13 protein-coding genes are annotated in these 13,497 nt (G+C 68.4%); 6 read left to right on the top strand and 7 right to left on the bottom strand.

Features of this window, described 5'->3' with window-relative positions; all coding sequences use genetic code 11:
• Positions 1-33 precede the first annotated feature (33 nt).
• The 5 genes from BMX97_RS30720 to BMX97_RS30740 form a co-directional block, all read right to left on the bottom strand.
• Complete coding sequence (locus tag BMX97_RS30720; protein ID WP_091754910.1) at positions 34-294, bottom strand: hypothetical protein; 261 nt, start codon at positions 292-294, stop codon at positions 34-36.
• 165 nt (positions 295-459) lie between these two features.
• Positions 460-867 (bottom strand): hypothetical protein, encoded by a 408-nt coding sequence (locus tag BMX97_RS30725; RefSeq protein ID WP_091754911.1) that lies wholly within the window; start codon positions 865-867, stop codon positions 460-462.
• A 29-nt stretch (positions 868-896) separates the two neighbouring features.
• Positions 897-1,328 carry a hypothetical protein gene (locus BMX97_RS30730; protein ID WP_091754912.1) on the bottom strand — a complete coding sequence of 144 codons (432 nt, stop codon included), beginning with the start codon at positions 1,326-1,328 and terminating at the stop codon, positions 897-899.
• A complete protein-coding gene (locus BMX97_RS30735) occupies positions 1,328-1,756 on the bottom strand; it encodes a DUF6678 family protein (RefSeq protein WP_091754913.1) in 429 nt (142 codons plus the stop codon). Before BMX97_RS30735 ends, BMX97_RS30730 begins: the two co-directional genes overlap by 1 nt.
• 14 nt (positions 1,757-1,770) lie before the next feature.
• Complete coding sequence (locus tag BMX97_RS30740; RefSeq protein WP_244538738.1) at positions 1,771-2,529, bottom strand: hypothetical protein; 759 nt, start codon at positions 2,527-2,529, stop codon at positions 1,771-1,773.
• 1,017 nt (positions 2,530-3,546) lie between these two features.
• On the opposite strand from BMX97_RS30740, the gene BMX97_RS30750 reads away from it, so the two are divergent.
• The 4 genes from BMX97_RS30750 (at position 3,547) to BMX97_RS30765 (ending at position 7,880) form a co-directional block, all read left to right on the top strand.
• On the top strand, positions 3,547-5,781 hold the full coding sequence (locus BMX97_RS30750) for a M48 family metalloprotease (RefSeq protein ID WP_348273145.1): 2,235 nt from the start codon (positions 3,547-3,549) through the stop codon (positions 5,779-5,781).
• Positions 5,711-6,211, top strand: a complete 501-nt coding sequence (locus BMX97_RS30755; protein ID WP_091754914.1) for a hypothetical protein — start codon at positions 5,711-5,713, stop codon at positions 6,209-6,211. The genes BMX97_RS30750 and BMX97_RS30755 overlap by 71 nt, the downstream gene beginning before the upstream one ends.
• Before the next feature lie 133 nt (positions 6,212-6,344).
• Positions 6,345-6,824: a hypothetical protein gene (locus BMX97_RS30760; RefSeq protein ID WP_091754915.1), complete on the top strand. Its 480-nt coding sequence runs from the start codon at positions 6,345-6,347 to the stop codon at positions 6,822-6,824.
• Positions 6,825-6,830: 6 nt separating this feature from the next.
• Complete coding sequence (locus tag BMX97_RS30765; RefSeq protein ID WP_091754916.1) at positions 6,831-7,880, top strand: zinc ribbon domain-containing protein; 1,050 nt, start codon at positions 6,831-6,833, stop codon at positions 7,878-7,880.
• Between the two features lie 1,039 nt (positions 7,881-8,919).
• Here the strand turns inward: BMX97_RS30765 and BMX97_RS30770 are convergent.
• Positions 8,920-10,242 carry a type II toxin-antitoxin system HipA family toxin gene (locus BMX97_RS30770; protein WP_244538739.1) on the bottom strand — a complete coding sequence of 441 codons (1,323 nt, stop codon included), beginning with the start codon at positions 10,240-10,242 and terminating at the stop codon, positions 8,920-8,922.
• A complete protein-coding gene (locus BMX97_RS30775) occupies positions 10,239-10,460 on the bottom strand; it encodes an XRE family transcriptional regulator (protein ID WP_210187698.1) in 222 nt (73 codons plus the stop codon). Before BMX97_RS30775 ends, BMX97_RS30770 begins: the two co-directional genes overlap by 4 nt.
• A gap of 1,399 nt (positions 10,461-11,859) precedes the next feature.
• Here BMX97_RS30775 and BMX97_RS30785 point away from each other — a divergent pair.
• Positions 11,860-12,783: a HEPN domain-containing protein gene (locus tag BMX97_RS30785; RefSeq protein ID WP_091754922.1), complete on the top strand. Its 924-nt coding sequence runs from the start codon at positions 11,860-11,862 to the stop codon at positions 12,781-12,783.
• A gap of 468 nt (positions 12,784-13,251) precedes the next feature.
• Positions 13,252-13,497: hypothetical protein (locus BMX97_RS32545; protein WP_143074761.1), on the top strand; the 246-nt coding region annotated here is incomplete at its 3' end.

Consider the following 13,497-nt stretch of genomic DNA (forward strand, 5'->3'; position numbering starts at 1 on the left):
CGGCGAGAGGGTCTTCAGCATCGCTGTGCCTCCTCAGCGCAAGTAGAGGCCACGCCCGCACCGGCGCACCCGCTGCGGCTCGATGTACCCGGTCGCCCGATTGAACACCTCGACCGTGCGATAGAGGCAGTAACGCCCGGAATCTCGACCGTTGTAGTAGACCCCGCCAGTGTCGAGATCGACGCCGATGAATTCCTGGTTGCCACGGCTTCCGTGAGCCTCGCCATCCTGGGCGATTCCCGGGGCCGTGCAGCAGAGCAGGGCGATCGCGGCGAGGATCGTGGTCTTCGTCATGGCGCATCTCCGTTCGGGCGCTGTCCGCCCTCATCGAGGCCATGGGCCGGCTAGACCGGTTTTCGCGGGCGGTGAGCCGGCAGATCCGAAAAATTCCGATCCGGGACGCCGGCGGCCCGCCGCGTCCGGACGTCCCGGGCCGCGCGGCGGTGGTGGGCGCGCGGCTCACAGGGTGAACACCGCGACCCAGACGCGCTGCAGGCCCGAACCGGCGGGCGCGACGACGACCTTGCGGGCAAGCCGGCCCGCCACCAGAACCTCGCCGCCGGCCGCTCCCTCCGGCAGGCTCGTGAGCCACCCGTCGAGCTCGCCGCCAAAGATCGTGATTCCCGCATCGGCGCCGAGGGTGAGGCCACCGGGCACGAGCCGGGCCGCGACGGCGGCAGCCTCGGCCTCCGGCGCCTCGAAGGTGAACCGCACCAGCCGGTCGATCCCCGCCTCGTGAGCACTCCGCAGGTCGCGATGGCCGGGCGGCAGCGTCACGCCGATGAATGCCTCGATCTCCGTGACGGAGACCGGCTGCCCAGGCGTGCAGGCGGGGAGCAGGGCAGCCGGAAGCAAGGTCAGAAGCAACGCCGATCGCGCGGCGGCGGGACGCGCGCTCACCGGCCCGGCCCCCGCAGGTAGGCCCGGATCTGCCGGGCGTGGTCGCGGGCGCTGCCCGCCTCCGACCCGGTCCCGCGGGCGATCCGGTCGAGGGCCGCGAGCGCCGTGCGGCCGTGGCGCCGGCTGGCGAAGAGAGCGAGCCCCTGCTCGGCGACATAGACGTCGAGCCCGGTGAGGCCGGCCACGCAGGCGAGGTAGGCGGCGGCGTTCGCGACCTGGCCCGGATCGAGGGCCAGCCGCTCGACCGAGGCCTCGCCGACGAGCGCCGGTGGGTAGCGCGTCTCGAACGCCGTCACGAGCGCGGAGCCGACCAGGGCGGCGGCGCGCACCTCGGCGCAGCCCGGCAGCGGAAGGCTTGCTACCGATGCGGACGCGGCCCGGGCGGGGTCCGGCAGACAGAGGGCGAGCGCGAGGAGGGCCGCGCGCATCAGCGTGCGTAGCCCGTCACCCGCAGGCCGCGCTCGGAGCGCTCCACGGGAAAACGGCTCAAAGCCGTGAGGCATGCCGCCACGGCGTCGAGATCCTGCATGGTCTTCCGGTCGGAAAGACCGCACCCGCGCGGACTGGGGACCACGGCCTGAATGTCCAGCCACTCGATCGCCCGCAACTCCACCGGCCCGAGCGCGACGGTATCGATCCAAGGACGCGACGGATACAGCCGGACACCCGACGGCGTCCCGAAATCCCGCGGCTCGGCGACGTCGAGGAACTTCACGCGCATCCGGATCCCGGGGGCCGCCTCGCGCAGGGCGCCGAAGAGCTTGCGCCACTTGGTGTCCGACATGTGCGCGACAGAGAAGTCTCGCCGCGCCCGAGCGGCGAGCCGGCGCAGGTCCGTATTCGTATGGATGCTCATCACCGTCGCTCCCGTCACGGCGTGCGCCGGTAGACGCCGCGGAACGTGACGTTCAGGCCGCCGCAGGCGAGGTTGTCGTCGACAACGAGCCAGGGCCCGAGCCGTCGCAGCCAGACCTTGCAGTCGGTCTCGCCGCCCTTCTGCACTGGCAGGGTGCCGTTCTCACCCATGGCGAAGCTGGCGGTGTCGCCGACGGGCACGACCGTGCCGGACATCTCGCCGATGTGGATCCCGCCGCGGCGGACCCGATCGGGGTCGCCCGCGCCCCAGGTCGCATCGCCCGCGACGGCGAGCGCGCCGGCCTTGTCCCCGGCCGTCACCCGGATCTGCGCCTCCGCCTGCTTCCAGGTCCCGAGCCATCCCTCGACGGCGACCGCAGGTGCCGGCTCGACCGCCACCGCCCCGGCCGAAATCCAGCCGGTCCGCCCGACATCCTCGTCCTTGGCGCTACGATAGGTGGCGCAGACGAAGGCGCCGCGGCGCTCGCCGAGGATCACGGCATCGCCGGTGACGAGGTAGGCCCGCTCGCGGCAGGCCGGGCCCGGATCGGGACAGCCCGCGCGGGCAAGGCCGTCCTTGACGAAGGCGGTGCGGTCCGGAGCGGAGACCCGCCCCAGGGCGAGGACCGGGCCGGCGGAGAGGGTGGGAGCGCGCCGGCACTCGTTCTCCTCCGCCCGCCCACCCGAGACGCCCGCCACGGAGGCCAGGACCGCGAGCAGGACGGCGCGGCGTGACCGGCAAGCGGTCCGGAGCGTATGATGGGCAGGTCGCATGCGGGGTCTCTGGATAGGGGCGGCGGGCTGCCGATGGATCGCGGTGGTCGCGATCATTTTCGCGATGGCGGGCTGGCGGCTTCGCGATGTCATCGCCCAGGATGCCTGCCACCATACGGTCGGGGCGTGGCGGGACGAGCGAGCAACCGCGGCGGCCCTCCATTCGCGCGGGAGCAGCACGCGCCGGACGGGCTCGTGCGAAAAGGGGGGATCGGGGTTTCACCGGCGCTCAGTCGTGCAAGGTCACGCTGCGCTGGGGCGTGCACTCGCGCTGCCGCCAGACCTGGTAGACGCCGCGCGCGACGGTGATCGAGCAGTGCTCGTCAGAAGGCGACCCGCGCCTGATCTGCATATCGAGGGAAAGCAGCCGTCCCCAGCGAACAGGCAGGCGGGGTCGGCGACTCGGTGGCCGTGGCCGGTCAGCGTGCCATAGGCGAGCACGGTGTACGGCAAGGACCGCTCGACAGCCTCCCACGCCAGGGCCCGGATCGCCTAGATGAAGATGTCGCCCCGTCGCCACTTGGCAGACTCCGCTGGTGGTCAAGATCAGCGATTGGCTCCACGCCGCGTGCTGATCCTTATCCGGCTGATGATCGCAGTGTACGGTTAGTGGCGGCCGAGCCTCGATGAGCGCGGCCATCGGGAACGTCTTTCCCTCCTGACGCTAACCCGAGGATCGACTGGTGGTCAACCTCGGTTGCGCAACCTCTGCGATCACAGGGTCAGATGCCCGACCAAACCCGAGACCGGGATCGCGACGCTTGGCGTCCCGACGCCCGTCGACGACCGGCGGAAACATTCAGTTGACCTGCACGCTCATACCGGTAGAAATCCTGCCACCAGCCGGGACATCGGGCGTCCTGCTCCTGATCTACCGCCGATTTCCCGGCACTTTGACCGGCGCACCCGCGAGGGCGCTGTCCGATCGTCTTGTGATCGTCTGGCGCGCCCCATGCCGCATGGGCATTTCATCTCCCGCACTCGGAGGCGACCATTCCCGAGGCAACGATTTTGCACGTGTCCTCGCGGCCGCGCGCCCTCGCCGGTCTGGTCGCCTCCACCGTCCTGCTGCCCCTCGAGATCCTGCTCCTCGGCCTGTGGGAGCAGCAGCGCGGCGCCAGTGACTGGGCCGAGTTCGCGGCCGAGCACGACCGCATCGCCGGCATTGTGGCGGATCTCGAAGCGCCCACGCCCCGCGACGGGTGCCCTGATTTCCGTCTACAGTTCCGCCGCGACGGTAAGACTTACGGCGGTCCCCTCGCCGTGGTGATGTCGCGGGGGGCACGGGACAGCGCCGGAACGCTCGTCGCCGTGATGGACTGGCGCCGCTGGCTGCCGCCGGTCGCAATTGCGGGCGGGGGGATCGCCGCCGGGCTCTCCCTCCTCGTGCTGCTTGCAGGGGCCGCGCTCTCGTGGCTCGGGCGCGGCTCACGCGACGCGCTGGTAGGCGGCTTCTCGCTGATGCGCCGCCTGCTGCCGGCGGCCCGGGCGGCCCAGATCCTGGCGGCGACCGCCGGTTTCGTCGCCGTCGTTGCCTTCGAGGCGGGGATGCTGCTCCAGAGTGGCCACTCCGGCGACGGGATGAAGCTCTTGGGGATCGCCGCCGTCGCGATCGGCGCCACGCTCCTCGCTGCGGGCGGCGCCCTCCTCGGCCTGCGCCGCGCGCTCGACGCCTTCGAGCCCGACCCGCTGCCGATCCTCGGGCGACGGATCACGCCGGCCGAGGCGCCGGGCCTGTGGCGGCTCGTCGAGGGTCTGGCCGAGCGGATGGGAGCGTTAAAGCCCGAGGCTGTCGTCGTCGGCCTGTCTGATGGCTTTTTCGTCACCGCCGGCCCGGCTGTGCTGGAGCCTTGCGGAACGCGGCGCTCGGGCCGCATCCTCCACCTGCCGCTGCCGCACCTCGCCCTGATGCGCGGCGACGAGACCGCGGCGATCATCGTCCACGAGCTCGCGCATTACGCCGGCGGCGACACCGCCTACAGCCAGCGCTTCCTGCCGATCTATGCCGGGGTCGCGCGCTCCCTCGACGTGGTCGCGGCGCGCAAGGGTCACGCCCTCGGCCTGCTCGGGCCCTCGGTGCGGCTCGGCCGGTTCGTGACGGAGCGCTTCCACCTCGCCGTGCGCCACTGGAGCCGGGTGCGCGAGTTCGCGGCCGATGCGGCCGGTGCCGGGGTGACCTCGCCCGAGGCGGCGGCACGAGCGCTCCTGCGCAGCGGTGCCCTCGCCCCGCGCATCGCCGAGACCCTCGTCGCAGCGGCCGAGGCCCCCGACGCGGCACCGCCCGATCTCGTGGTGGCGGTGCTCGACCGCGCGGTCGCCCGCGGCCTCGACGACCCGGCCCGTCACCTGGACGCCGAGCAGGCACATCCGACCGACACCCACCCGCTGACCCGCGAGCGCGTCGCCGCCCTCGGCGAGGCCCTCGGTCCGGACCTCCGGAGCGCCGCCGGCCTCGCGCCGCCGCCACACGCCCTCGGCCAGCTCGCCGCCTACTTCGCCGACCCAGCCGGGCTGTGCCGAGCGGCGAGCGCGGACTTCCTCGGCGCGGTGCACGAGCGCGACGCCGCGTTCCGCGCCCATCTGGAAGCGAAAGCCGCCGAGGTTGGTACCGAGGAGCGGGTGCTGCGCGCGAATTATCGTCCCCGCGGTCTCGTACTGGCGGTGGCCGACGGCCTCTTCGCCGTGGTGGCCCTGGGCATTGCCGTATTCGGCATCCCCGGGATACTGCCCCGGGAGGCCACCGTCGTCCTCGCCACGGCGCTTGCCATCGCCGTCCTGATGGGCGGGGCCGGAGCGTTCGTCCTGTCGCGGGGCGAGCCCGTCATCCTGATCCTAAGGCCCGAAGGCCTGGCCGCGCCCGGGCTCGACCGGGACGATCGCCTGGGACGACATCGCCGACCTCGACCTGACCGGGAACCGGAGCGGCCTCGTCATGCGCGTGCTCCTGCCGCCGGCCGTACCCTGGCCCGCGCGGCGGCCGGGCCGCCCCGCCGCGAAGCTCGACCCCAAGCGCCGCATCGTCACCCTGCCGCTTCCCATGCTGCGCGGATTGAATCCGCAGGGCTTCGCCGACCTGATCGCCACGTACCAGGTGGCGGCGCAAGCCCGGTCGATCCTCGACGCGGCCACCGTGCCCGTGGCCGAGCCTGCCTGACGAACCGTGAGAGAATTCGTGACCGGAATGCCCGAGGCCGCCTCGTCCTACCGCCCCGACGCCCTGCGGTTGCCGCCCCGGGGGCACGGGTGGATTAACACCTTCTGGGTCCTGTTCGGCGTGGCGGCGCTCGGGGGCATCCTGGTCGCCTGCGCGTTCTACACGGCGCCGGCGGTGATCTCGGACTGGCAGGTCCGGGCGACCGCCCAGCCGGCCGACAATGCCCGGGTGAGCGAGGGCAAGTGCAGCGCCAAGCTCGTCATTCACATCTGCGACGCGACCCTCGCCCTGCGCACCCCCACCGGAACGGTGACGCGGCTGGTGAACTACGTCTTCACCGGTGTTCATGCCGGCGACTACCGCGTCGGGGTCATGGCCGACCCGGCCCGGCCGGACCTCGTCACCACCGATCTCGGCCTCGACCGGCTGTGGAACCGCACGATCACCCTTATGGTGGGCATTGGTGCGATCGCAGCCTGCATCGTCGGGGCGCTGCTCTCGCTCCTCCGCAATCGGCGCACGGCATAATCGCAGTACTGGCGGCTCGTGACGGCGAAAACGGGTCTACACGGCGCATGCCCCGTTGAGCGCTGAGAGATGCAGCTGATCGGCTCTCATCTGACGCGTCCGATGGAACGTTTATCATGAGGAGTTCGAACACATGATCATCTGGTCAGGCTGGGGCATGCTCTCGGTGCTCATTGCGGCTGCGGGTCTTGTCGGCAGCGTGCTCCTCGATCCGGCGCTCGCGCGCATCGGAATCCCGACGCCGACCGGGGTCGTCCTCGTCTGGGTCGTCGCTGCAGCGTTTAACTGGTGGCTCGGCACCCGGCTCAACAATCGCCCGGGTCGCGAACTCGTCGATCAGCGCACGGGACAGATCGTGATCCTGCGCGGGCGCCACACCCTGTTCTGGATCCCGATGCAGTACTACTCCGTGCTTATGGTGGTGCTCGGCGGCCTTTCTGTGCTCGGCGCTATGCATGGCGGCTCTCTTGGGCTCAAAGCCGGACAAACCGCACGAGCCCATACCCCCGCTGCTAGCAATCCGCTCCGCGTCGCTTCGAGGGATACGACGCCCCCCAAATGGCTTCACGGGGGCCGTGAGGTCGCGTGGACTCTCTTGAGCGACAGGGACTAAACCGGCGTGCGATCCGCATCTCGTCTTCCCGAACGCTGGTTCAAACTCGTACTCTGGCTCATTGCCATCGCGTTCGCGGTCTTCCTGATCGGCCTTGGCTCGCTCGTGGTCGGCGACCTGCCGCAGGTCGAGCAGCGCTACACCCTGGAGCAGTTCCTCGACCGTGATCCGGCTGCTGCATCGGCCGAGACTCTGAAGCGGCTTCGGCGCGATCAGGAGGATGTTGGACGTCGGGTCGAGCAAGCCCGTCTCGCCCTGGAGGCCGCACAGTCAGCCTCCCGCGCCGCCCGCGAAACCTTCGGCAATTGGCTGCAGACCCGCGATGCAACCCAGCGCGTCGATCAGGATCCAGGCTTGATCGCGCGTACGGAGCAGCTCGACCGGCTCAAGGCGGGCGAACGCGCGGTGGAAGAGCGACTCGACGGGCTGAACAGGTCTATGCTTGCGGTCGCAGACCAGGAGGCTGAGCAGCAGCGGTTCGACCAGACGCTTCGCGCCGCCGCCCAGGACAAGCTCGATGCCGCCGAGCGGGGACAGGAACTGCGGGTTTTCGCCTATCGCTTGGCGCTGACCCTGCCGCTGCTCGCGCTCGCGGGCTGGCTTCTGATGAAGCGGCGGCATACGCGCAACTGGCCCTTCGTGTGGGGCTTCGCCCTTGCCACGACCTTCGCATTCTTCGTCGAACTCGTTCCTTATCTGCCGAGCTATGGCGGCTATGTGCAATACGGGGTCGGCGTCGTCCTTACGCTGGTCATTGGCCGCGCCGCCATCAACGCGCTGCAGGCCTACCAAGAGAGGCAGCGGGCGGCGGAGGCGCGGCCGAACGAGGAGCGTCGCACGCAAATCGCGGCCGACCAAGCGCTGCAACGTCTGGCCAAACAGGTCTGTCCCGGCTGCGAACGACCGGTGAACCTGGCGAATCCCGAAGCAAACTTCTGTCCTCACTGCGGCATCGGACTCTACGAGCGATGCGCCTCATGCAGTCACCGCAAGAGCACGTTCGAGCGATTCTGCTACGCCTGCGGGGCGCCGAACCAGACCGATGTCAGGATGTAAGTCTCGCGTTGCAAGCCAGACCGCTTGAGGGAAGATAGGCCATCGACTGGACACCAGACCTGCGACAGTGAGTCAGTGCCTGTCTATGCGGTATCTCGCACGGAGGCTCAGGTAAGAGATCTGTCCGACGGTGTATTCGTCGTTGTCGAGCGCTTAGCTACTTTGCCAGCGAGTTCTGCTTGAAGCCCTGCTCAATACATGCAGAAACATGTAGGATATAACTTGTAAGTATCAATATTATTGATGAGACATTACTCAGCGCCTAATCACATTCCTCGCAGCCAGTGTCGCCGTGTAGCCTAACAAGAAGTATGCGAACACCTGACCCCTTGCAGGCATTCATTTCTGCTGGCTCTTACGTCCGCTTGGTGAGACGAAGCGGACCATTAGGTGGCGGTCTCGACGTCAGCAGGTTCGGGCATATTGGCGACAGGTCCGATCCGGGCGGCGGAGCCCGAGTGCCTTGTGCCGACAGGGTGTAGATCGACATCGAATTGGGACCCCGGGCTGGATCAAGAGCAAGCCATCGAAGCTACATTGAAAATTTCCTTCGCTTTGGGGTGCCCATAGGCGCCGATCAGGACCCCGCTCAGAGCCGGTCTTCTGATGCGGAACCAACGGTTTAGGCCAAACGCTCGGTGGGGATCCGTATCGGTGCTGGTACACACCGAGGCCTTGATGTAGCCGTCGAGCTCGTGGGTCAGCGCGATGTTGCGGGTCGGGGTGTTCGACAGGGGCAACCGTGGTAGATGACCCGAGGGCTGTCAAAGTTTGGCAACTCACGTTGCCGTGCAAGCCATGCTGCCGCGAGTGCCGCGGCACGTCTGCCGGCTGCGGTTTCCCTTCCGTGTCCATGAGTTGGCCAGCATCACGTATCGGGCACGGTCACGGTGCGCGGCAGCCAGTGGCGGTTGCTACCCCGGCGACGTCGAGGGCCATACGTGGGAATCCGGCCAATGCCGTGCATGGCGAACCGCAGCCCCGTCGCATCGGGTCGCTGCCGTCATCGCGCCCTGCGATCAGCCCATTCAGAAGGTCGTCACGGGGAAGGCGTTGAGGCCTCGACCTCGTCGGGAGGATCGGGCCGGACCTTCCTATGGGCCACGTTCAGCACGGCGTCGATCTCCGACGTCCGCCTTTCGGACAACCCGGCAACGGCGGCACATTCGGGCCACCGGGCGACGGCCTCGCGGACCTCGTCCACGATGGCCTTGGCCTCGGCCTTGCGGATGGCGGCGTCCCCCGCGACCCTCATGATCTCGTTTTGCCCGGGGTTCCTGCCCTCCCCCGCGAGGGTGAGATTGTGCTCGCCGGCGGGGCCCGTCGAGAACGTCAAGTCGTAGGCGGGCGTCGGCGTCCACGTCCCGTCGGCATCCATCAAGAAGGCGTGGTTCTTGGCGTGGTCGTCCCGGTTGTGGGCGAACACGTTGAAGGCCATGCGCCTGAAGACCTGCGCGACCGCCTTGGCGTCGCGGGTGAGCAGCCGCGTGATCCTCAGCAGAAGCTCGTAGTCCATGGCGCCGGGGACCTTGTGGTCCGCGCCCGAGAGACCCGAGGCCGAATGGACGTGGACGCGCCCGACCGCGTCGCGGTCGAAGCGGCGGACAGCGAAGTATCCTCCCGACGTCGTCCGGATCAGGTCGGTCTCGGGCATCGTGACACCGGCCCGGGCGGCCATGAGAGAGTAGGCGTACTCCTCTGCGCCGATCTCGGCCGGGTCGTCGCGCGAACCGAACTTCAGCAGCCAATGCCCGTAGCCCGCGGGCAAGGTCCCCCCTCCGTCATAGCGGACGGTTCGCGAGGACGGGTCGTAGCCCACGACGATCTTGGGACGGGCGCCGCCCGAGCTGCCTTGCGCCAGGCGCAACGTGTCGACGTCGGCCTCCGGGAGGTCCTCCTCGGCGAGCCTCGCCTGGCCGGCGAGCCAGTCGACGTCGGCCACCCCTTCGAGCGGCCCCTCGGCCAGTGCCATTTCCGGCACGTACCGCAGCGCGCCCATCCCGCCGGTCCCGACCGCCGCCAGGCGGTCCAACGGCGTCAGCGAGCGGTGGTCGAGCCTCCGCCGCTGCAGGCTCCTGTCGAGCAGCCTGCGCCCCCAGCCGTCGGGAAGGCTGTCGTTGAACAGCCCGTGCAGTCCCTCGAAGATCGCGGGTTCGGCCGCGATGACGCCGGGCCGGGCCTTGAGCAGGAAGGGCGACACGGGAAGCGGGTCGTCGAGGAAGCCGCGGTCCAACTCGAAGTACGATTTCCGCTCGTCCCGGCGCCATGCAAGCCGGCCGAGCGGCCGGGCCTCGCCCGCGACCTCGATCTCAACACGGAGCGCGCCGACCTGACGGAAGCCGTCCATCTTGGCCTTGGTCACGATCGCTTCCTCGCCCTCACCCGCTTGCGGGGCGCGGCCATGACCTCGTCGAGCGTCTCGAACCGGAGCGGGGGGAACAGCTCCTTGAAGTCGTCCTCCGCCCGGAGCGCGAAGGCGACGTGCACGAGACTCGCCAGCGAGATCTCCCCGGTCCTCTCGAACCGCTTGATCGAGCCCAGGCTCACGCCGGAACGTTGCGCGAGGACCTCCTGGGTCATGTTCTCGTGCAGCCGGCGGTCCCTTGCCCGGGACGCGACCAACGTCAGGATATCGGAGGGCGAGAGGAGGGATAACATATTATCTATAAAGCCCATTAGGCAGGTCAACGGCTAACATATGAGCTATTGAAACTCAAGCACCGGCTTGGCCTCTTCCCGTCTGCCAAGGCCTTTCCCACCGCGGCGACGTCACGGATCGGCCACGGCCTCGGGCTCGCGGGGGTGGGGCGGGCGACCCAGGCCGGTCGGGGAACCATCCCGGGGAATTGCTATCGCCGGAGGTGTCGAGGTCCAGGCGGGCACCGATGCCTCGGCGTTGGACAGGTGAGGCCGCGGAAGGCGCTAAGGTCCAGGTCCGTCAGTCTCTCGTCGACGACCATGCTGTGCTCGGCGGCCCACTTGTCGGCGGCCTCCATCTGGCGCCGCAGGCTGTCGCCCCGCATCTGCTCGGGGCGCGAGAACCGGATGTAGTAATAGCACTTGGGCATCGGGCGTCCGAAGGTGCGGAGGCCCGGCGAACGACGCGGCGCTCCTGCGTTAGCGGGGATGATGCGGCGTCGTTGCTATCATCGGGGGAATGCCCCTTCGATCACTGCGCCAACGTGGGCGCCCGCATCGACTTCGCCAAGCCCCGGCCCACGGTTGTCCCCGCCGGACGAATGCGGACCGGCGACCCTGGAGCCGTACCGCCGGTCAGAAGTCCCGGCATACTAGGCCACGACATCAGGCCGTTGTGGCCGCCGGGACCTACCATTCCAAGCCAATTGAAGCTTTAGGAGGCTAAGCGGCTATTCCTTCCGCTCTGTTCGCAGGGCCGCTTATGGCACATTGCTGATTGGTGGCATCTAGGATGATGATAATTTCTGGATATAGCTTCGGATTGACTTCATATTTTCGGATCTTATAAAGTCAGTAACACTTGCAATATCAACCAAATGTTTGTTTTGTAATGGTTGGAACGAGAGAATTCGAGCCTCCAACCCCTCGTCCCCCAGAAAATGGAACTGGACTCCTCCCGCATCCGCCAGGATCGACCCGATGTCTAGATGTCGGCCGCGCGATGTGATCGTCACCCGAAGGGTCGAAACCGCGTATGCGGGTTTGGTGAGCCGCCGCAGGCATCGAGTAGAGCACGCTCCCTAAGGGACGCGCATGGATCTCTTATTTATCGAGGACCGACCTCGCTACGCCGAAAGTGGCAGCAACGAAAGCGATCATCCTGTAGCGATACCTCAAGGGTTCCTGACGCACATTCGGCAATCCGAATCCACGATCCCAGCGGACAAGTTCAGGCAGCCGCAGCCGGCCATCGCTTTGACATCAACCTGCCGATGGCGCTGGGGTTCAGCGAACCCGATCCCTAAGGTAGGGGAGGGCTGCCTTGAACGATCAGATCGCGATGGACACCGAACGGCTCGCCCACCTGCCCGACCGCAAACGCCGCGAGCTGCAGCACGCGGTGCGGATCCTGTTCGAGGAGTTCGAGGACGCGCAAAAGACCAAGCTGTCGGACAAGGCCCGGCGCGGTCGCATCCTGAAGCTGGTGCTGTTCGGCTCCTACGCCCGCGGTGACTGGGTCGAGGATCGCGGCAGCGGCTACCTGTCGGATTACGACCTGCTGGTCGTGGTCAACGATGCCCGTTTCGCCGAGCCCTACGAGGCCTGGGAGAAGGCTGAGGAGCGTCTGCTTCAGGAGCTGAGCCTGGGCGGTCGGCTGGCAACACCAGTGAACGTGATCGTGCACACGTTGCAGGACGTAAATGATCAATTAGCTCAGGGCCGTCCGTTCTTCGTCGACATCGCGCGGGACGGCATCGTGCTGCACGAGCTGGCGGGATTTCCGTTCGCAGCCCCGAAGCCGCTCACGGAGGAGGAGCAGCGCACCGAGGCGGCTCGGCACTTCGAGCACTGGTTTGCAAGCGCCGACTACTGCCTGACGCAGGCAACGTACGCCATCAGGGACCACCAACCGAAACATGCGGCGTTCAACCTGCATCAGGCCACCGAACGGCTGTACCACTGCGTCCTGCTGGTCCTGACACTCTACAGCCCCAAGCTCCACCGCCTGACCCGCCTACGGTCACAGGCCGAGAGCGTCGATGCCCGGCTGATCCCGGCCTGGCCGCGCGACACGAAGTTCGCCCGACGCTGCTTTGCCCTCCTCAACCGCGCCTACGTCGATGCGCGTTACTCACCGCACTACGAGATAACCCCGGAGGAACTGGCCTGGCTCGTCGAGCGGGTCAGTACCCTGCAGAAGACCATCGCGGCGATCTGCACCGAGCGGCTCGCCGGTTCCGATCACGAGGAGCCAAACGTCTAGGAGGCAGCGTCCAGCAAGTCGCGTGGTCCCAAGAACGGCAGCCCGCGCGGCTCAGCCGACGACCTCCGTGTTTCGAGCCGGCGAGGGGAGACTGGCACGCGGCCGCGCACCGTCACCGGCCCTACCGCCCGCCAGGCAACAGCCGCCCGGATCGGCTCCGCGGCGACGTCACCGCGAGACCGGATCAGCGCGACGGCGGAAGGCCACATCGCGACCACAGCAGCCGTACAGCGCTCCTGCCCGGCCGGATCCGCGACCAGGCTCGCCTGGATCGCCCGCGGGACGGTCACGTCGTCGAGGATCAGGGGGCGAGCCAGCCCCGCCGCGGATGCGCGCGTGCCAACTGATCCCGAGCTCGGCCTCGGCCGCCGTGACGACCCGCTCGTCGGGCCCCGGTGAGCCGGCGCCCCGGGTCGAGGCGGATCATGTATCCGGCGATCACCGGAGAATTCCGCATGCGGAACGCCGATGGCTGAGGGCTTTGGGGGCGATCGCCGTCAAGGCTGGTGCGGTGACACCTCCGGTTCGCGCTCGGGATCGTCGCCGATCCGCCGGGAGAACGCCCGTTCGAGGCGCCTTATTGTTGGCTTCGGCACGCCCCATTCCGAGAACCTGCGCCTCCAGGGCCGCATCACGCCGATCATCTCGGAGACGATCGCCCTGGCGGCGCGCATCGAGGTCGAAATCCCCGATCCGCGACAGGCCGTTCGTCCG

The organism is Methylobacterium sp. ap11 (genome assembly GCF_900110515.1).
GTDB classification, from domain to species: domain Bacteria; phylum Pseudomonadota; class Alphaproteobacteria; order Rhizobiales; family Beijerinckiaceae; genus Methylobacterium; species Methylobacterium ajmalii.